Genomic DNA, 20,106 nt, shown 5'->3' with positions numbered 1-20,106 from the left:
GGCTTTGATTGTCTAAAGCCAAATTTTTTAGTGTTGTGGTGAAAAGTTTGTCAGCAGATTCAGAGGCTTTCGTAGAGTCGCTGGTCAAAACTGACATTGGCTGTGATGACAATGCCTTATCGAAAACATAACAAATTCATTGCTACGTCAAAAACTCAGCCTTTCCTTTTATAAAAAATTGGAAATATGGTACAATAAAGGTTATGACAGTAGAATTTCATCATGTGACAGTACTTCTAAAAGAGACTGTGGATAGTCTTGCTATTAAGCCTGACGGTATCTATGTTGATGCGACCTTGGGTGGCGCTGGGCATTCCAGTTACCTCTTATCTCAACTGAGCGATAAGGGGCATTTGTATTGTTTCGATCAAGATCAGACAGCAATCGACCATGCAAAGATAAGGCTTAAGCCATACGTTGAAAAAGGGCAGGTGACCTTTATCCGAGCCAATTTTCGCCAGTTGAAGCAGGCTTTAGCAGCACATGGTGTGGCAGAAATTGATGGCATTATCTATGATTTAGGGGTATCTAGTCCGCAGTTGGATGAGCGGGAGCGAGGATTTTCCTATAAAAAAGATGCGCCGTTGGATATGCGGATGAACCGCGACCAAGCTTTTTCTGCCTATGATGTGGTTAATGGTTATGACTACCATGATTTAGTAAGGATTTTTTTCAAGTATGGTGAGGATAAATTTGCCAAACAGATTGCTAGAAAAATCGAGCAAATCAGGCAAGTCAAACCAATCGAGACCACAACAGAACTGGCGGATATCATCAAATCTGCCAAACCAGCCAAAGAACTCAAGAAAAAAGGGCATCCTGCCAAGCAAATTTTTCAGGCTATTCGAATCGAGGTCAATGATGAATTAGGTGCAGCGGACGCCTCTATTCAGCAGGCCTTGGAACTGCTAGCTGTTGGGGGAAGAATTTCCGTCATCACCTTCCACTCCTTAGAAGATCGACTGACCAAACAGTTGTTTAAGGAGGCTTCAACTGTTGAAGTACCAAAAGGCCTCCCCTTTATCCCAGAAGACCTCCAGCCCATGGTTCGTTTGGTCAATAGAAAACCGATATTACCATCTGAGGCTGAATTGATGACAAACAATCGAGCCCATTCCGCAAAATTACGGGTGGCTGAAAAAATAAGGAAGTAAAGCAAATGGCTAAGGAAAAGTATACTGAGGACCTCAGACGAGTGCTGGGGGATAAGATTAGAACCTTTTCAAGAATTGAGAAGACCTTTTACCTGTGTCTGGTGATCACTGGGATTATTATGGCAGTGAGTGTGGTCTACATGCAAATTCGACATCAGCAACTACAACAAGATATTACTGTCCTCAACAACAAGATCAATGACCAGCAGGATGAGTTGAACGATGCCAAGCAAGAGGTTAACGAATTAACACGGCTGGAACGCATTACCGACATTGTGACCAAATCAGATATAAAAACACAAAGTGGTAATTTACAGAAAGTGGATTAAGCATGAATAGATTTAAGAAATGGTTCTTGAGTTTTGTCTTGACGGATCGTCGCCAAACGCCAAAAGAAAACAGGCAACGTGTCGCACAAAATCTGATGATGTTGACCATTGTGATTTTCTTTGTCTTCATTATCAATTTTGCAGTGATCATCGGAACAGACAGTAAGTTTGGGGTCAAGTTATCTGAACCTGCTAAACAGGTTCATCAAGTTGAGCAACTCATTCCTGCTAAGCGAGGAACAATTTATGACCGTAATGGAGTGCCGATTGCAGAAGCCTCAACGACCTATACTGTCCATGCCGTGATTGATAAAAAGCACATAGATATTGATGAAAAGCCTCTGTATGTTGAAGGTAAACATTTTCAGGCTGTTGCAGATGTTTTTCATGATGTTCTAGGCATCGAAAAAGACTACACCATCAGCCAGCTCAGTCAAGATGGGCTCGTTCAGGTTTCTTTTGGTGTCGGAGGGAGCAACATCTCCTACAGTAATATGAAAGCCATTACCGACGCTCTGAAAGAACGTGAGATTCAGGGAGTTCATTTTACAGGCAGTGCTAATCGAATGTACCCAAACGGTGCTTTTGCTTCGCAGTTTATCGGCTTGGCACAGCAACAAGAAAATAAAGACGGCAGTAAAAGCCTTATCGGTACAACAGGCATGGAGGCTTCGCTCAACAGTATTCTAGCGGGGCAAGACGGTATCGTTATTTATGAAAAGGACCGAGCTGGTTTACCTCAGTTGGGTTCAGGTCAGGTTAAACGGCAAGTCAAAGATGGGCAAGATGTTTATACAACCTTATCAGCACCTTTACAGATTAACCTTGAAACAGCTATGGATGAGTTTCAATCCAAAGCCAATGGTGTTTTTGCCAGTGCAACCTTAATCCATGCTAAAACAGGGCAAATTTTGGCAACAACTCAACGCCCTAGCTTTAATTCGGACACCAAGGAAGGTCTGGATGCAGAGGGCTTCTCGTGGAATAACGTCCTTTACCAGACCAATTACGAACCAGGTTCTACACTTAAGACCATAACGACAGCATCAGCCATTGACGCAGGAGTTTTTGACCCCAACCAAGCTTATTTTAACAATCAAATCCAGATTGCAGATGCCATCATTAAGGACTGGGATGTCAATTCGGGTATCAGTGAAGGGCGATACATGACGATGGCCAACGCTCTGCCATTTTCAAGTAATATCGGAATGACCCTGTTGCAACAAAAACTAGGAGATGCCCGCTGGTTGAATTACCTTGAGAAATTTCGCTTTGGCTTGCCAGCAAGAATCGGAATTGGAGGCGAAGCGACAGGCTTGCTTCCGGAAGATAACATTGTGACCTATGCCATGAGTTCGTTTGGTCATGGAATTTCGGTAACGCAGCTTCAGATGCTACGCGCATTTACAGCTATCTCAAACGATGGTGTGATGGTGCAACCACAGTTTATCAAACGTCTGTACGATCCTAATACCGACACCAACCGTGTTGCAACAACTGAAGTGATGGGGAATCCAGTATCCAAGGAATCAACAGATAAAACCCTCGAATACATGGTACAGGTCGGAACCGACCCTTACTTTGGTACCATGTTCTACCCGAGTGCAGGTGGACCTTTGATTCAGGTCAATGGTTATTCGATTGCGGTTAAGTCGGGGACAGCTGAGATAGCTAACCCAGATGGCGGTGGGTATTTGACCGGGGAAAACGACTATATCCATTCAGTGGTTGCCATGTTGCCTGCTGAAGACCCAGAGTTTATCATGTATACGACTGTTCAGCAGCCACGAGAAAAATGGTCAGGTATCTACTGGCAAAACCTGATAAATCCAATCTTGGAAGAAGCCATGTTTATTAAAGACAGTCTCGATACAACTGACCACTCGGACGAGACAGGCGTGACAGCCTACAAACTGCCCAAACTAAAAGGAGAAAACCCAGGGGATACAGAAGATGAATTGCGGCGTCACTTGCTACACCCGGTTATTTTAGGAAATGGTAATAAAATTAGTAAGGTGTCAGCTCAGGAAGGAACAGACTTGGCACCAGGTCATCAGATTTTGCTCTTGACCAACAAATTCGACACCATGCCAGATCTTTATGGCTGGACCGAAGAAAATGTCAAGCTGTTTGCAGAGTGGACAGGGATTGAACTAGAAATCAAGGGAACTGGTCGTGTGGTTAAACAAAATCAGGCCTTAGGGACGACCTTGTCAACGGTGAAAAAATTAACCGTTACACTTGATGATGATTAGATGAAAGGAATAATGATGATTGCAGGTATTGTGGCAGGACTAGTAGCTTTTGGGCTAGTAGTTCTCCTTATGCCCTCGTTTATGAGGTTTTACAAGCTCAAAAAAATCGGTGGTCAGCAGATGCACGCCGATGTGAAACAGCATCTTGAAAAAGCTGGGACCCCTACTATGGGAGGCACTGTCTTTATCCTCGTTTCTCTCTTGGTGGCAGGTATTTTTGGTGTGCTTCTTTATAAGGGAACACCTCAGCTGGGGGCGATTTTTGGCAATCTGCTGGTGCTTTTCATTTACGGCACTATCGGGTTTTTGGACGATTTTCTGAAAATTTTCAAAAAAATCAACGAAGGCCTGACACCGAAGCAAAAGTTAGCCTTACAGATTTTTGGTGGTCTCGTGTTTTATCTGGTGCATGTGCTACCAAGCGGTACAGATAGTCTCAATATTTTGGGGATTGAGCTCCATCTTGGCATCTTTTATCTGGCATTTCTCTTGTTTTGGTTGGTCGGTTTTTCAAATGCGGTTAACCTGACAGATGGCATCGATGGTCTTTCGTCAATTTCGGTGGTGATTAGTCTTCTGGCTTATAGTGTTATCGCTGTGCAGCAAAAGCAGTTTGATATTCTTTTGCTCAATCTGACTGTGGTAGGTGGTCTTCTGGGCTTCTTTGTCTTTAATAAAAAGCCAGCCAAGGTTTTCATGGGAGATGTGGGGAGCCTTGCTCTGGGTGCCTTATTAGCGTCTATTTCCATTACCTTGCGCCAAGAGTGGACCTTGCTACTGATTGGTCTTGTCTATGTGATTGAAACTCTTTCGGTCATGTTACAGGTTACCTACTTCAAGTACACCAAGAAAAAATATGGTGAAGGGCGACGTATTTTCCGCATGACCCCCTTTCATCATCACCTAGAACTCGGTGGTTTGTCAGGCAAAGGGGATAAGTGGAGTGAATGGCAGGTTGATGCCTTCCTCTGGTCACTGGGGGCGCTGTCAAGTCTCCTTGTGCTAGCAGGTCTCTATCTCTTTTGAGTAAAAACAGATGACTGAGACAGACGATTATGGTTTCATAGCGAGGTGATTTCTCTAGATGCCTAGAGAGGTCGCTTCGTTTTTTGATTTTCGCCAGTGAGCATACGTTGTCGTTCTAAGTTGCTCTGTTAAAGTTGCCGATACAGAGTTGAATCATCTTAAGGAGAGTGGGTCTCAGTTGGCAATTTGTAGCATTCGATTTTCCCTCACCTGTCAACTTTCTAGGGCTCGGGCTAAAACCGTTTCTCAGACTGTTTCACTCCCACCCCTGAAAATTTGAGCAGGGCTTATACTCAGCTGACGCCATCATCCTATTGATGAAGAAACTAGAGCTATCCGCTACTATCCTCACAAAGCCCAGTAGAATCGTCTTGATTAAATATAGCATATTGTACAAGAGACTACCTCTGATTTCTATATAAAAACTCTCCCTACCGCCAGGTAGGAAGAGTTTTATAAGACCAACCACTGCTAAGAAGTCTGTGGTTAGTCATCTAGTCCTTAAATCACCATGAGTTACTCCATCAAATCAGCAAAATCAGCACCGACAAAACTAGCTAGTTGCTGGCTGTTGAGTCTGACAGAACGTCCAATCTCGCCTGCTGACACAATCATTTCCCCCATCTCGAGTGCTACTTGATCAATGTAGATAGGGTAACGGTGCTTTTGGCGGATGCCGACAGGATTGTTAGCGCCATGGACATAGCCTGTCGTTTGCTGAAGGTCTTTCTGGGGAATCATGGTCACTTTTTTATTGCCAGAGACCTGAGCCAGTTTTTTCTCAGACAGGTGGCTGGTGATAGGGACGATACCAATCAGTGGTCCAGTCTTATCACCGTTGAGGGCAAGAGTTTTAAAGATGTGCTCTCTAGGAAGGTCATCTAGCTTTCCTTCAAGAGCATTGAGCGCAAGTCCCTCGTGAGCAATACCAGCTTTATCTAATATCTGCTCTACTAGAGTCTTTTTCAACTTTTTAGCTCGGCTCATTTGTAGGTTTCCTCCAGCTTGGTCATCCATGCTCCTAGGGCGATACCTGCCAGAAATAGCAGAGCTGCGCTAGCTATTGTCCCAAAGCCTAAACCGGCATAGCTGATGGACTCAGCGCTGCGTGGGTTAGGTAGCACGATGAGGAGTGTGCTGGCTAAAACCAACCCCATGATAAAGTGGTAGACGCGAGAGTGATAGGTTTTGAGGGCGTAGTCCATGGCTTTTGAAAAGAGCACCATGGCAAGCGCACCGCCGATGGCGATAGGCAGGAAGACACCCAGTAAATCCAGTTTTTTGAAGCCTGTCAGCATAGGTGTGTAGAGCCCCATGATGAGCAGGAGGTTGGACGGACTGAGACCAGGGACGAGAATACCCAAGGCAATCAGGCTACCTGCCAGCACGAAGCCTAGGAAATTAGCAGGAATAGTACCGACCAAGTCGCTGAGGAAAAAGAGCAAGAGTCCTGAAACGACAAAAGTCACTACAAGCCAAAGCCAGTCGGCCAAATCACGTTGCCTGTTTTGTGTGCTTTCTGCCCAGAGAGTTGGAAATGTTCCGACGATGGTTCCTGTAAACGCCCAAAGAACGGGGACTTGGTAGTGTTCAAGCAAGTATTCTAAAGGGGCTGAAAAGAGGGCAATCCCCAAAATCCCACCGATACCAACAGGTAGGAAAAAGAGGACATTTTGAACAAAATCCTTTCGGATATTGGCCAAAAAGCCAATTAGACGCTCATAGAGCCCCAAGATGGAAGCCAAAACGCCACCAGAAACCCCTGGCAGAATAAAGCCTAGTGCGATGATGATGCCTTTAATCAGGCGACTAATCCAAGAAATCATAGATACTCCATTCTGTATTTTATAACTCTAATATTATAGCATAGTTTTATCAATTTCGGGCGAATGGTGTTGTTGCTAGATTTAAGACCGCTTTCAAATTTCTTGAAAATATGGTATACTGGAAATAACAAATGAGTGAATGGAGGCAAGTATGGAAGAACTGAAAAAACAGGCTGGCGTCAGGGCTGCCCAGTATGTCACAGATGGCATGACGGTAGGTCTCGGGACAGGCTCGACAGCTTATTATTTTGTCGAGGAGTTGGGGCGCAGGGTCAAGGAAGAGGGCTTGCAGATGGTGGGGGTGACGACCTCCAGTCGCACGACGGCTCAGGCAGAAAGCCTTGGGATTCCGCTGGCCTCGATAGATAAGATTGACCGCATTGATGTGACGGTCGATGGGGCGGATGAGGTTGACCCAGCTTTTAATGGCATCAAGGGTGGGGGCGGTGCCCTCCTCATGGAAAAGGTCGTCGCCGTTCCGACCCAGCACTATATCTGGGTGGTCGATGAGACCAAGCTCGTCAGCCAACTAGGAGCGTTCAAGCTCCCTGTCGAGGTGGTTCCCTACGGCGCTGAGCGACTGCTGCGTCATTTTGCCCAAAAAGGCTACTCGCCAGCTTTTCGTGAGGCAGATGGTGAGCGCTATGTCACGGATATGGGGAACTTTATCATTGACCTCGACCTCAAAGTGATTGCTGATCCTGTGGCTTTGGCGCTGGAGCTGGATACAACGGTCGGTGTCGTGGAGCACGGGCTCTTTAATGGCATGGTCGATACCGTGATTGCAGCGGGCAAGGACGGTATTAGGATTTTAGAAAAATAAGGAGGGTGTTATGCCAACATTTGATCGAATTCATCTAGTGGTACTAGATTCAGTAGGGATTGGGGCGCAACCCGATGCTAATAACTTTGTCAATGCCGGTGTGCCAGATGGCGCGTCTGATACGCTGGGGCATATTTCCAAAACAGTGGGGCTAGATGTGCCTAACATGGCAAAAATTGGTCTGGGGAATATCCCCCGTCCACAAGCTCTGAAAACGGTCCCTGCTGAGGAACATCCAACTGGTTATGTGACTAAGTTGGAAGAAGTCTCACTCGGTAAAGATACCATGACAGGTCACTGGGAAATCATGGGGCTCAATATCACCGAGCCATTTGATACCTTCTGGGATGGCTTCCCTGAGGAAATTCTGACCAAGATTGAAGAATTTTCTGGTCGCAAGGTTATTCGTGAAGCCAACAAGCCATATTCTGGAACAGCTGTTATTGATGATTTTGGACCGCGTCAGATGGAAACAGGCGAGCTGATTATTTACACTTCGGCAGACCCAGTCCTTCAAATCGCTGCCCATGAAGACATCATTCCGCTGGAGGAGCTCTACCGCATTTGTGAGTATGCACGTTCCATTACGCTGGAGCGCCCTGCACTGCTTGGTCGGATTATCGCTCGTCCTTATGTGGGCACTCCTGGCAACTTTACCCGTACGGCTAACCGCCACGACTATGCAGTATCGCCATTTGAAGATACTGTCTTGAACAAGCTAGCAGTCGCAGGCGTGCCGACTTATTCCGTTGGGAAAATCAACGATATTTTCAATGGTTCAGGCATCACCAATGACATGGGACACAATAAGGACAACAACCACGGTGTGGATACCTTAATCAAGACCATGGGCTTGCCTGAGTTTGAGAAAGGCTTCTCCTTTACCAATTTGGTTGACTTTGATGCCCTTTATGGTCACCGTCGCAATGCCCACGGCTACCGTGATTGTTTGCATGAATTTGATGAACGTCTACCAGAAATCATCGCCGCCATGCGTGAGAATGATTTGCTGTTGATCACAGCTGACCATGGCAATGACCCGACCTACGCTGGGACAGACCATACCCGTGAGTATATCCCACTCTTGGCTTACAGTCCTGCTTTCAAGGGCAACGGTGTCATCCCACAAGGGCATTTTGCCGACATCTCAGCCACAGTTGCTGAAAACTTTGGTGTTGATACAGCCATGATTGGCGAAAGCTTCTTGGAGGCTTTGGTCTAATGGCAGAGCTAACCATCTACCACAACCAGACTTGCAGCAAGTCCTTAGCTGTCCTTGAGTTGCTGAGAGAGGCAGGCTACGAACCAAGGGTGATTAATTATTTAACCAAAACACCATCACAAGCAGAACTCGCTAGCCTAGGCTTGAATGCCAAAGACTTGCTGCGAAGCACAGATCAGCTCTACACAGACTTGGAGCTACCAGAAGATTTATCTGACCAAGAGATTTTTGCCCTCTTGGCAGAGCATCCGAGTCTCATTGAGCGTCCTATCGTAGTTTACAAAGGGCAAGCCCTCATCTGTCGCCCACCTGAAAGAGTTTGGGAGTTGGTTGAAAAGACATAGAGGAAGAAAACAATGTCGATTCAAGATAAAATAGATTTTTGCATTGCTGAAGGCGAGAAGCTAACAGGTGCTCGGGTTTATTATCGAGAGGATTGGGAATGTTACTATTTTGATGTTGCCGGAAAATTTTTTGGGCTCCTCTCAAACCATTCAGAAAAAGGGAGTTTTATCACCCTAAAAAATCTCCCTGGAAGGAATGAAGTACTACGATCAACCTATAAGTCCATTGTGCCAGGATATTATACAAACAAAGCCCATTGGAACTCTATTGATGTCACAACTGATGAGGTGAGTCAAGACATGTTGGCTGCTTTAATAGAGACCTCTTATCAGTTGGTTGTTGCTAAGCTTCCTAAGAAAATTAGGGATACTATATAATAAATGTTGAAAGGAATAGGTATGTCATTACTAGAAAAAATTAGAGAAACGCAAGCTTTTTTAGAAGAAAAAGGCATGATTAAGCCAGAATTTGGTCTCATCTTGGGCTCTGGTCTGGGTGAGCTGGCAGACGAAATCGAAAACAGCATCATCCTTGACTATGCAGATATTCCCAACTGGGGGCAGTCGCATGTCGTTGGACACGCAGGCAAGCTGGTCTACGGAGATCTCGCAGGCCGCAAGGTCTTGGCTCTTCAAGGACGCTTTCATTTTTACGAGGGCAATAGCCTTGAGTTAGTAACTTTCCCTGTCCGTGTCATGAAGGCTCTGGGTTGTGAGGGAGTTCTCGTCACCAATGCCGCAGGTGGCATTAACTTTGGACCAGGAACCTTGATGGCTATTTCTGACCACATCAACATGACAGGGCACAACCCCCTATTTGGTCCAAACTTAGATGACTTTGGTCCGCGCTTCCCAGATATGTCAGATGCTTACACCAAAGCTTGGCGCGAGATTGCTCACCGAGTGGCAGAAGAGCAGGGCCTTAAACTGGATGAAGGTGTGTACTGTGGCTACGCTGGACCAAACTATGAGACCCCAGCTGAAATCCGCGCCTTTAAGGGCATGGGAGCAGATGCGGTCGGCATGTCAACTGTGCCAGAAGTCATCGTCGCTGTCCATTCAGGGCTAAAAGTCCTCGGTATCTCTGCCATCACCAATAAGGCGGCAGGTTTCCAAGCCGAACTCAACCACGAAGAAGTGGTCGAAGTCACCCAGCAAATCAAGGGTAATTTCAAAGGTTTGGTCAAGGCGATCTTGGCGGAGTTGTAGGATGGATAAAAAAAGATCTCCCTTTTTAGTGGTCTGATACAGATGCTAGTGGGTTTGTTTATATTTCTTACAAGTAATAATAAGACTTCTGGCCTCCTTTTTATGAGTTCAGGTATGATTTTTATCACTTTAGCTGCTCAAGACGGTAAGAAAAAATAAGAAAGAAAAAAGAGTATGAACCCGTTTTTGAAGTATCTTTTTGTAGGATTAGCTGGTGCGAGTTTTGTCCAAGTTCTCTTTGGGCTGTTTCAAGGGGACGTCCCTTGGCTTGCTATCTTCTTTACCTTCTTTTTTCCTCAATCTAGCTTTTGGAAAAAGAAAAAATTAGTCATTTGGTGACACAATATTATTAGTAGTATATTTTTTATATAAAGAAAGGAACATATTATTATGTCCATCCATATTTCAGCAAAACCAGGCGATATCGCCGATAAAATTTTACTTCCTGGAGACCCACTCCGCGCTAAATTTATTGCAGAAAACTTCCTTGAGGACGCCGTCTGCTTCAACGAAGTGCGCAACATGTTTGGCTACACAGGGACTTACAAGGGGCACCGTGTCTCTGTCATGGGGACAGGGATGGGCATGCCGTCCATCTCTATTTATGCGCGTGAGCTCATTGTCGACTACGGCGTGAAAAAACTGATTCGTGTGGGAACAGCAGGGTCGATCGACCCCAATGTTCATGTCCGCGAATTGGTCTTAGCTCAAGCTGCGGCAACAAACTCCAATATCATTCGCAACGATTTCCCAGAATTTGACTTCCCTCAAATCGCGGATTTTGGTCTTCTTGATAAGGCCTATCATATCGCCAAAAACATGGGGTTGATAACCCATGTGGGCTCTGTTTTGTCTTCTGATGTTTTCTACTCAAACATGCCCGAACGCAACATGAAATTGGGTGAGCTTGGTGTTAAAGCCATCGAGATGGAAGCGGCAGCTCTTTACTATTTGGCAGCGCAGCATGGGGTAAAAGCACTTGGTATCATGACGATTTCGGACAGTCTCGTCAACCCAGATGAGGACACGACCGCTGAAGAGCGTCAAAATACGTTCACCGATATGATGGCGGTAGGATTGGAGACCTTGATTGCCGATTAAGCCTGCGTATACAGCATTTGAAGGTCTGCTTGCAACCTATGCCTATCGTCAGGCTTTGCTACTTGCAACTGACCTACCGGCAGATGCTCACTTATTATTGACGACCTTAGTGGAGCGCAGGGAGTTGAACGTTGCCTATCTTTATAGGCATTCAGGGAAAATAGCAGAGCTGTCAGAGCGGTTTAGTCTCCCTCCGTTAGCCCCTACTCAAGAAGCTGAGCAACTCATCAATTACCTTTATGACCTCGAAGCCAAGGTTAAAACAGGTCAGTTGATTGACTTTGTTCGAGCCGTCAGCCCAATCATTTACAGGCTCTATCGTCGCTTGCTTTATCAGCTTATTCCAGACTTGGATGACTATATTCATAACTCAAAAAGTGACCAGTATGACAGATGGCGTTTTGATCAGATGAGTAACAGTCCTCATCCAGCCATTCAATCTTTTATCCAGCGTAGACGAGACAGTCGGGTCATGTCCAGTAGTTTAGTTGACTTAATTATGGAAACGAACTTGCCACAGGACACAAAACAAACGGTTCAACTCTTGCGACAATTTGAAAAAAATGTTCGAAACCCCTTGGCACATCTGATTAAACCATTTGACGAAGAAGAGTTACATCGGACAACAGGTTTTTCGTCACAAGTTTTTCTTGATCACATCATCGCTCTTGCAGAAGCTTGTGACCTAACCTATGACAGGGCAGTTTTTTACTTTGACCGAGCTAATTTAGCCATCTTAAAACTCATCCAGAATCAGGATTAGAATATGATAAAAGAGAATGAAAGGGAGCCAGACAAAAACTCGATAGATGGAAAGAGAGTTCTCCTCACCTACCCTACTTCTAGGGATTGGGCTGAAATCGTCTCCAAACCTGTTTCACTCCCATCCTCATAAGTCTTACTAAAAATGTAGTCCAAACGTTGAAAAAGTGAAGAAATAAAAACAAGATAGTTGCCTATCGGACAGATGATGAGCACTTGTTAAAAAGCTTAGACCTTTTGTTGCAGTTTTTTTCAGAGTACCTTCTTTCAAAGTGCTATTGAAACCACCTTGATTTGCAAGAGTATCCGTTTTTACAATACATCTGGCTGAAAAACAAATGGAGGAGAATGTTTGAAGTACAAAAAAACTTTCAAAGAGCTACTTGGTGCAATAGTGGGGAGCACTTTCTTAATTCTTGTTTCGATTATCGTTTTATTGATTGTTCCCTTTTTTGTCATCAAAGACACTATTGAAGCTAAAGGTGGACTTATCCATTATGACTTAAGTCATGGTGGGACTAATAACTATTTCCTGATTCTCTCCTCGATCGTTCTCTGGTGGGCTTTCTTTAAATTTATAGAAGACAGCCGCCAAGCTCGTCAAAAATACAAAATATTACAACAGAAGATTGAACAGGCAAAAGCGACTGGGGCTTCCCTTTCAGAGGAAGAAAAAGCTATCCAAGCTAAAATGGATGAAATCTTGCAGAATATTATCTTTCTTGGGCGTGTTCCAAATAATAAGTCTAAGGGGTATTTTTGTTGCCAAAGTTGTGGCTATCATTGGGAGGGAAAGATAAATAAAATTTACAATCGTAAAATGTGCGGACAGGATGATTGTCATATTTCATATCAAAAAAATAGATAAAAGAAATCTGGCCTAAGAAAAATAGAGATTCACCTTTTGCGTGAGTCTCTATTTTTCTATGTCTAATTTGATGTGATTCTCTTCTTGATTATTCCTAAAAAAGTAGTCGGTATCAATAGTCATATTTGGGAGTAATCTTTTCGGGCTGCACCTCGTCTAGGAGATACTGGATAAATTGTTCGCCCATTTTTGATAAATTGGCCTGTTCGTGTTTGATGTAAACAAGGTCGATCTCGTCCGTGCTGTCAAGCGGAATTGAGACGATATTGTCGCCGTTAAGATTGCTATTCAAAATACCAGTGGCAATAGTGTAACCATCTAGACCAATCAGAAGATTGAATAAAGTAGCACGGTCGCTGACCACGATGGACTTTTTGTGCTCAAGCTGAGAGAGGATTTCTTCAGCAAAGTAAAAGGAGTTATGGATGCCTTGGTCATAACTGAGATAAGGGAAGTCTACAAGGTCTTCTAAGGTCACCTTTTTTCGACCAGCCAAAGGGTGATGACGACTGACAAAGATATGAGGATGTGCTTTAAACAAGGGGATAACGGAAAGTCGATTGTCTTCAAGCAATTTACTCAACACATCTCGGTTATAGGCGCTCAGAAACAGCACACCGATTTCACTGCGAAAATGTTTGACATCGTCGATAATATCCCAAGTCTTGGTCTCTCTCAGGAAAAGTTCGTACTGACTCATATCGGTCTGTTTGAGAAGAGAGACAAAGGCGTTGACTACAAAAGCATAGTGCTGGGCAGAGACACTAAAGAGCTTGCGGTGCTTATTTTTACCCTTGTAACGCTCTTCGAGCAAAACTGTTTGTTCGACGACTTGACGGGCATAGGACAGAAACTCGACGCCATCCTTGGTCAGTTTGATGCCTTTGGAATTTCTGATAAAAACAGTAATCCCCAATTCCTTCTCGAGCTCTCTGACGGCATTGGATAGACTCGGCTGAGTGATAAAGAGTTGCTTAGCCGCCTCGTTCATTGACCCAGTCTCAACGATTTTGATGATATAATGTAATTGTTGGATACGCATAAGACTATTTTAGCATAATTTTTTGACAGCAGTGGCGTATTGAAGCCTGAAAAAGAAATTTCAGCAGTTTTCACTCTGTACATCTAATTTTCTGAGAACTTATGACAAGCTTTCTTTTTTCGCTGTCTATCATGAAATGGAGAATAAAATACTTGCCAATTGTTGTGTTTTATGGTACAATAATCAAGTTGCTTGAGCAACAAATACTCATTTTGGATGAATCGTGGACTTGTTGCCCTTGTGGTGAGTCTGCGAGTTGAAATCTGAAAGAGGAAAAAACATCAAAAGGAGAAATACTCATGGCAGTTATTTCAATGAAACAATTACTTGAGGCTGGTGTTCACTTTGGTCACCAAACTCGTCGCTGGAACCCTAAGATGGCTAAGTACATCTTCACAGAACGCAACGGCATCCACGTGATTGACTTGCAACAAACTGTGAAATTAGCAGACCAAGCTTACGAATTTATTCGTGACGCTGCAGCTAACGATGCGGTTATCCTCTTCGTTGGGACTAAAAAGCAAGCATCAGAAGCTGTTAAAGAAGAAGCTACTCGTGCTGGTCAATACTACATCAACCACCGTTGGTTGGGTGGAACTCTTACTAACTGGGAAACAATCCAAAAGCGTATCGCTCGCTTGAAAGACATCAACCGTATGGAAGAAGACGGAACTTTCGATGTTCTTCCTAAGAAAGAAGTTGCTTTGCTTAACAAACAACGTGCTCGTCTTGAGAAATTCTTGGGTGGTATCGCTGATATGCCTCGTATTCCTGACGTGATTTATGTGGTTGACCCACACAAAGAGCAAATCGCTGTGAAAGAAGCTAAAAAACTTGGTATCCCTGTTGTGGCTATGGTTGACACCAATGCTGATCCAGATGATATCGATGTGATTATCCCAGCTAACGATGACGCTATTCGTGCGGTTAAATTGATCACCGCTAAATTGGCTGACGCTGTTATTGAAGGTCGTCAGGGTGAAGATTCAGTTGCTGCTGTTGAAGCAGAGTTGGCAGCTGAGCCTGCTTCAACTGAATCAATCGAAGAATTGGTTGAAGTTGTTGAAGGTAACAACGCTTAATATCGTGAAATAACTTAAGGGGCGGGCCCAGCCCTCCCCTTTTCTTAAAAAATTGGAGGAAAAAATAATGGCAGAAATTACTGCAGCTTTGGTTAAAGAATTGCGTGAAAAATCAGGTGCTGGTGTTATGGACGCAAAAAAAGCACTTGTTGAAACTGATGGTGACATCGACAAAGCGATTGAATTGCTTCGTGAAAAAGGTATGGCAAAAGCGGCTAAAAAAGCTGACCGTGTTGCCGCTGAAGGGTTGACTGGAGTCTACGTTAACGGCAACGTTGCAGCTGTTGTTGAGGTTAACGCAGAAACTGACTTCGTTGCGAAAAATGCGCAATTTGTTGAGTTGGTTAACGAGACTGCAAAAGCTATCGCTGAACAAAAACCTGCTAACAATGAAGAAGCAATGGCAATCACTCTTTCAAATGGTGAAACTTTGGAAGCGGCTTACATCAATGCAACAGCAACCATCGGTGAGAAAATTTCCTTCCGTCGTTTTGCTTTGATTGAGAAAACTGATGACCAAGCTTTCGGTGCTTACCAACATAACGGTGGTCGTATCGGTGTTATCTCTGTTATCGAGGGTGGGGATGAGGCACTTGCTAAACAAGTCTCTATGCACATCGCTGCGATGAAACCAACTGTTTTGTCTTACACTGAGTTGGATGAGCAGTTTATCAAAGATGAGTTGGCGCAACTTAACCACAAAATCGAACAAGATAATGAAAGCCGTGCAATGGTTGACAAGCCTGCCTTGCCACTCTTGAAATATGGCTCAAAAGCTCAGTTGACTGACGAGATTATCGCTCAAGCAGAAGCTGACATCAAAGCAGAATTGGCTGCTGAAGGCAAACCAGAAAAAATCTGGGATAAAATCATCCCAGGTAAGATGGATCGCTTCCTCTTGGACAACACACAAGTTGACCAAGCGTATACCCTTCTTGCACAAGTTTATATCATGGATGACAGCAAGACTGTTGAAGCTTACCTTGATAGCGTCAACGCTAAAGCCATTACCTTTGCTCGTTTTGAGGTAGGTGAAGGCATCGAGAAAGCATCAAACGACTTTGAAGCAGAAGTTGCAGCAACCATGGCAGCTGCTCTTAAAAACTAAGATAAACGACGAAAGGCTGCGTTTTGCAGTCTTTTTTCTTCTATTTTTGCGAAAAAATCAAGTTTTTGCTATAATTGAAGATGTTATTACCTAGACTCATTCGTCTAGTTTGGAAGGAATGATAATGATGACTAAGCAACCATTTTATATTACGACCCCGATTTACTACCCATCAGGTAAACTTCATATCGGTAATGCGACAACGACTATCGCCTGCGATGTTTTGGCCCGTTACCATCGCTTGATGAACAAGGAAGTCTACTCACTGACTGGTCTTGACGAGCATGGGCAAAAAATCCAAGCCAAGGCTGAGGAGTCGGGCATTTCACCCCAAGCCTACGTTGATGGCATGGCAGTCGGTGTCAAAAAACTCTGGGAGCTTTTGGATATCTCTTACGACGGCTTTATCCGTACGACTGATTCCTATCATGAAGAAGTGGTGGCTGCTGTTTTTGAGAAATTGCTAGCGCAGGACGATATTTATTTGGGAGAATACTCAGGCTGGTACTCTGTCTCTGATGAGGAATTTTTCACAGAGAGCCAATTGGCCGAAGTTTTCCGAGATGAGACAGGTAAGGTCACAGGAGGGATTGCCCCATCTGGTCACGAGGTGGCCTGGGTGTCTGAAGAGTCTTATTTTTTCCGTCTCAGTAAGTACCAAAAACATTTAGAAGCTTACTTCAAAGCCAATCCAGACTTTATCAGTCCAAATTCCCGCATGAATGAGATGCTGAAAAACTTTATCGAACCTGGACTAGAAGACTTGGCAGTGTCTCGGACGACGTTCAGCTGGGGGGTGCCAGTCAAGTCTAATCCCAAGCACGTCGTCTATGTCTGGATTGATGCCTTACTCAACTATATCACTGCCTTAGGCTATGGTCAGGCTGACACCAGCAAGTTTGAGACGTTTTGGTCTGGTCAAACGGTGTCCAAATCTTGGACGGATGAAACTGGTAAGACCTGGGACTTTACAGTTAGTCCAGAGGTCAACCACATGGTAGCTAAGGATATTCTCCGTTTTCATTCTATCTACTGGCCAATTATCCTGATGGCGCTTGATTTGCCATTACCAAACCGCTTGATTGCCCACGGCTGGTTTGTCATGAAAGATGGCAAAATGTCCAAGTCCAAGGGAAATGTGGTCTATCCAGAAATGCTGGTGGAGCGTTTTGGTCTTGACCCACTTCGTTATTACCTGATGAGGAGCCTTCCTGTTGGTTCTGACGGTACCTTTACCCCAGAGGACTACGTCGGTCGGATTAATTACGAGCTGGCCAATGACCTAGGAAACCTCCTCAACCGCACCGTTGCCATGGTCAACAAGTACTTTGGCGGCACCATTCCGACCTTTGTGGCAGGCGTGACGGCTTTTGATGCGGATTTGGAGGCAATGGCAGAGCAGTCTCTGACAGCCTACCATAAGTATATGGAAGCCGTTGACTATCCGCGTGCCTTAGAAGCTGTTTGGAACCTAATCGCTCGAACCAACAAGTACATCGACGAGACCGCACCGTGGGTGCTGGCAAAAGAAGAGGGTGATAAGGAGCAGTTGGCAGCAGTCATGAGCCACTTGGCAGCCAGCTTGCGTCTGGTGGCACACCTCATTCAGCCATTTATGATGGAGACATCTGCTGCCATCTTGGCACAGCTGGGGCTACCAGCAGCGTCTAGTTTGGAAGATTTGACTCTGTCTGGCCTACCAGCAGGCGTGACCGTTGTGGAGAAGGGGACACCAATCTTCCCACGCTTGGATATGGAGGAAGAAATCGCTTATATCCAGAACCAAATGGGTGGCAGCTCTGCCATTTCCCAAGAGGAAAAAGACTGGGATCCAGCAACTATCGAGCTAAAAAACAGCAAGAAAGCCATCAAGTTTGAGGACTTTGACGCCGTGGAAATCCGTGTTGCCGAGGTCAAGGCGGTTCAGAAAGTCGAGGGCTCGGACAAGCTCCTCCAATTCCGTCTGGATGCAGGCGATGGTGAGGACCGTCAGATTCTCTCTGGTATCGCCAAGTTTTACCCTAACGAGCAAGAGCTGGTCGGGAAAAAACTGCAAATCGTTGCCAACCTCAAACCACGCAAGATGATGGGACTTCTCAGTCAAGGCATGATTCTCTCGGCTGAGCATGATGGTCATCTGACCCTCTTGACCGTTGACCCAAGCGTGCCGAATGGCAGTTTGGTGGGCTAGGGCATGCACCTGCTCTTACTAGGGGATAGCCTCTTTGCTCGCCATGAGGGGAAGCAGCTACCGCATATCGACTATTCGCTCAGCCAGCATCGTCCTGACGTGGTTATTGATAACTGGGCGGTGTCTGGGGATAATTCGGCAGACTTGCTCAGTTTGCTCAGGAGTAGGACCTTGCCAGCTGCTGATCAGGTCTTTGTCTTCATCGGTGCCAATGACCTGGCTCAGCACAAGCAAGTTTTTCTGGGGGAATATGCCCAGAACCTGACGGTCATTGTTGCGGAACTGAAGAAGCAATTTTTGGCGGATCAGATTTGCCTACTTTTGCCGGCGCCTGTTGATGAGACCAAGCAGCTTTATCGCACCAATCGTCTGGAGACCTACTATGGCGAGCAGGTGAGGCGAGTGGCAAGACAGGAAGGCACTGGCTTGCTGGATACGGTTGCCCTGTTTGAACAGAGTGATCTGCCTATGGCAGACCTGCTCAAGGGCAGTCTGGATGATGGTCTGCATTTCGGCAGTCAGGCTTATGACCTCCTGGCTAGAGCCATGTTAGGTTTGTGATTGAAAAGATCATCGCAAAGCGCATACTGTCTAAAAACACTTGCTTGAGCTAGCAGAGCGAGCTCAGGGCACTACTCTACTATATCCACAAAAATCCACAAAGGTTTGTGCCTTGGAATAGTCAATAATAGTTTGTTTGTGATAATAAAACAAAGAGGTGGTGACTTTTGTACTGATTTCTGACATTGCCTCTCATTTGCCCTGTTAAACGTTAGTAAAATAAATAAAAAAAGAACAAGCAGTCCGCTGTGGCTGCTTGTTTTGATAGATGGGAAAATCATGTACACCAAAACATTTTCAACCAACACTTGGCTAGCCATCAATCTGGATAGCTTATCCGATATCACTAGCCTCGAAGATCGACTGGCCATTGATGAGGAATTAGCAGCCTACATCACCGACGAGAACGAGATGGCTCGTCTGGAATATGATAAAGACCAAGGGCGTCTGGTCTTGATTTACAATGTCATTCACCAAGAAAAAGAGGATAATAGCTATGACAGCAGTCCCATAACCTTTATCCTCAAGCCAAACCGCGTGACCACTTTGGTAACGAATAAAACGGCTTATTTGCTTGAGAGACTCAATCAGATGATGACCAAGTACCGACCTGAAACAGTCTACGATTTTCTCTTTTGGAGTTTGGTCGTCATTTCTAAAGACTATGTCAAAATTCTCGATCGCCTTGACAAGGAATTGACCCAAACCAATCATCTTATCCGTCAAAAGACGACCAAAGACCTGCTTTTGGCACTCTCTGACATCGAAATGAGCATGATTTATATTCGCTCCGATAGCAAGCAAAATCTCTTGGTCTTAGAGCAACTAACTGCGCACGGTCTAATCCGTCAGCTCAGCGATGAGGAACGGGAAAAGCTGGACGATGCCTTGATTGAGGCGCGACAGATTTTGGAAATGGCAGAGCTCAATACCCAGACCATGGGGCAGCTCTCGTCTACCTATAACAATGTCCTCAACAACCAGCTAAACGATACCATGAAGATTTTGACGGTCTTGTCGATTCTATTAGCGACTCCAGACATTATCACGGGCTTTTTCGGCATCAACGTGCCACTGCCTGATTTCTTGGTCGACAGCAACCTGGGCTGGTTGATGGTTATCGGGATAATCGTTTTAGTCTTTCTAGTCGTCTATCGGATGGTGAGAAGCATCTTAAAAGAAAAAAATTAGTTTGTGTCCTGC

At 45.0% G+C, this 20,106-nt stretch carries 20 protein-coding genes; 17 read left to right on the top strand and 3 right to left on the bottom strand.

The window, feature by feature from the left end; all coding sequences use genetic code 11:
• Positions 1-203: 203 nt before the first annotated feature.
• From rsmH to mraY, 4 genes are read left to right on the top strand one after another with little or no spacing between them, the layout of a single operon-like run.
• A complete protein-coding gene (gene rsmH, locus A3GW_RS0101160; RefSeq protein ID WP_026216530.1) occupies positions 204-1,154 on the top strand; it encodes a 16S rRNA (cytosine(1402)-N(4))-methyltransferase RsmH in 951 nt (316 codons plus the stop codon).
• 5 nt (positions 1,155-1,159) lie between these two features.
• Entirely contained in the window at positions 1,160-1,483 is a 324-nt protein-coding gene (gene ftsL / locus A3GW_RS0101155; RefSeq protein ID WP_018367485.1) for a cell division protein FtsL, read from the top strand.
• Between the two features lie 2 nt (positions 1,484-1,485).
• Positions 1,486-3,738 (top strand): penicillin-binding protein PBP2X, encoded by a 2,253-nt coding sequence (gene pbp2x / locus A3GW_RS0101150; RefSeq protein ID WP_018367484.1) that lies wholly within the window; start codon positions 1,486-1,488, stop codon positions 3,736-3,738.
• A gap of 15 nt (positions 3,739-3,753) precedes the next feature.
• Positions 3,754-4,764: a phospho-N-acetylmuramoyl-pentapeptide-transferase gene (gene mraY / locus A3GW_RS0101145; RefSeq protein WP_018367483.1), complete on the top strand. Its 1,011-nt coding sequence runs from the start codon at positions 3,754-3,756 to the stop codon at positions 4,762-4,764.
• Between the two features lie 516 nt (positions 4,765-5,280).
• On the opposite strand, the gene A3GW_RS0101140 is transcribed toward mraY, so the two are convergent.
• Both A3GW_RS0101140 and A3GW_RS0101135 read right to left on the bottom strand, forming a co-directional pair.
• Positions 5,281-5,751 (bottom strand): aminoacyl-tRNA deacylase, encoded by a 471-nt coding sequence (locus A3GW_RS0101140; RefSeq protein WP_018367482.1) that lies wholly within the window; start codon positions 5,749-5,751, stop codon positions 5,281-5,283.
• Positions 5,748-6,590 (bottom strand): DUF368 domain-containing protein, encoded by an 843-nt coding sequence (locus A3GW_RS0101135; RefSeq protein WP_018367481.1) that lies wholly within the window; start codon positions 6,588-6,590, stop codon positions 5,748-5,750. The genes A3GW_RS0101140 and A3GW_RS0101135 overlap by 4 nt, the downstream gene beginning before the upstream one ends.
• Positions 6,591-6,741: 151 nt before the next feature.
• Between A3GW_RS0101135 and rpiA the strand changes: the two genes are divergently transcribed.
• The 8 genes from rpiA to A3GW_RS0101090 all read left to right on the top strand — a co-directional run bounded on the left by rpiA (position 6,742) and on the right by A3GW_RS0101090 (position 12,919).
• Positions 6,742-7,413: a ribose-5-phosphate isomerase RpiA gene (gene rpiA / locus A3GW_RS0101130; RefSeq protein WP_018367480.1), complete on the top strand. Its 672-nt coding sequence runs from the start codon at positions 6,742-6,744 to the stop codon at positions 7,411-7,413.
• 10 nt (positions 7,414-7,423) lie between these two features.
• A complete protein-coding gene (locus A3GW_RS0101125) occupies positions 7,424-8,635 on the top strand; it encodes a phosphopentomutase (protein ID WP_018367479.1) in 1,212 nt (403 codons plus the stop codon).
• A complete protein-coding gene (locus tag A3GW_RS0101120) occupies positions 8,635-8,979 on the top strand; it encodes an ArsC/Spx/MgsR family protein (RefSeq protein ID WP_018367478.1) in 345 nt (114 codons plus the stop codon). Before A3GW_RS0101125 ends, A3GW_RS0101120 begins: the two co-directional genes overlap by 1 nt.
• 12 nt (positions 8,980-8,991) lie before the next feature.
• Positions 8,992-9,357 carry an MmcQ/YjbR family DNA-binding protein gene (locus A3GW_RS0101115; RefSeq protein ID WP_018367477.1) on the top strand — a complete coding sequence of 122 codons (366 nt, stop codon included), beginning with the start codon at positions 8,992-8,994 and terminating at the stop codon, positions 9,355-9,357.
• A 21-nt stretch (positions 9,358-9,378) separates the two neighbouring features.
• Entirely contained in the window at positions 9,379-10,188 is an 810-nt protein-coding gene (locus tag A3GW_RS0101110) for a purine-nucleoside phosphorylase (protein WP_018367476.1), read from the top strand.
• A 390-nt stretch (positions 10,189-10,578) separates the two neighbouring features.
• Positions 10,579-11,289 (top strand): purine-nucleoside phosphorylase, encoded by a 711-nt coding sequence (deoD, locus tag A3GW_RS0101100; RefSeq protein WP_018367474.1) that lies wholly within the window; start codon positions 10,579-10,581, stop codon positions 11,287-11,289.
• On the top strand, positions 11,279-12,052 hold the full coding sequence (locus tag A3GW_RS0101095; protein ID WP_018367473.1) for a hypothetical protein: 774 nt from the start codon (positions 11,279-11,281) through the stop codon (positions 12,050-12,052). The genes deoD and A3GW_RS0101095 overlap by 11 nt, the downstream gene beginning before the upstream one ends.
• A 351-nt stretch (positions 12,053-12,403) precedes the next feature.
• On the top strand, positions 12,404-12,919 hold the full coding sequence (locus tag A3GW_RS0101090; protein WP_018367472.1) for a hypothetical protein: 516 nt from the start codon (positions 12,404-12,406) through the stop codon (positions 12,917-12,919).
• Positions 12,920-13,031: 112 nt separating this feature from the next.
• Here the strand turns inward: A3GW_RS0101090 and A3GW_RS0101085 are convergent, their stop codons facing one another.
• Positions 13,032-13,961, bottom strand: coding sequence for a LysR family transcriptional regulator (locus tag A3GW_RS0101085; protein WP_018367471.1), 930 nt, complete (start codon positions 13,959-13,961; stop codon positions 13,032-13,034).
• Positions 13,962-14,260: 299 nt separating this feature from the next.
• Here A3GW_RS0101085 and rpsB point away from each other — a divergent pair, with 299 nt between their 5' ends.
• The 5 genes from rpsB (at position 14,261) to A3GW_RS0101060 (ending at position 20,094) form a co-directional block, all read left to right on the top strand.
• Complete coding sequence (rpsB, locus tag A3GW_RS0101080; protein ID WP_018367470.1) at positions 14,261-15,043, top strand: 30S ribosomal protein S2; 783 nt, start codon at positions 14,261-14,263, stop codon at positions 15,041-15,043.
• A gap of 67 nt (positions 15,044-15,110) precedes the next feature.
• Positions 15,111-16,151, top strand: a complete 1,041-nt coding sequence (tsf, locus tag A3GW_RS0101075) for a translation elongation factor Ts (protein ID WP_018367469.1) — start codon at positions 15,111-15,113, stop codon at positions 16,149-16,151.
• A 127-nt stretch (positions 16,152-16,278) separates the two neighbouring features.
• Positions 16,279-18,342: a methionine--tRNA ligase gene (gene metG / locus A3GW_RS0101070; RefSeq protein WP_026216528.1), complete on the top strand. Its 2,064-nt coding sequence runs from the start codon at positions 16,279-16,281 to the stop codon at positions 18,340-18,342.
• Between the two features lie 3 nt (positions 18,343-18,345).
• Positions 18,346-18,903: a GDSL-type esterase/lipase family protein gene (locus A3GW_RS0101065; RefSeq protein WP_018367467.1), complete on the top strand. Its 558-nt coding sequence runs from the start codon at positions 18,346-18,348 to the stop codon at positions 18,901-18,903.
• Between the two features lie 279 nt (positions 18,904-19,182).
• Complete coding sequence (locus A3GW_RS0101060; RefSeq protein ID WP_018367466.1) at positions 19,183-20,094, top strand: magnesium transporter CorA family protein; 912 nt, start codon at positions 19,183-19,185, stop codon at positions 20,092-20,094.
• Positions 20,095-20,106: the final 12 nt, after the last annotated feature.

The sequence above is a fragment of the Streptococcus entericus DSM 14446 genome (assembly GCF_000380025.1).
In the GTDB taxonomy this organism is placed as follows: Bacteria; Bacillota; Bacilli; order Lactobacillales; family Streptococcaceae; genus Streptococcus; species Streptococcus entericus.
This window is presented reverse-complemented; position numbering and strand designations above follow the sequence as displayed.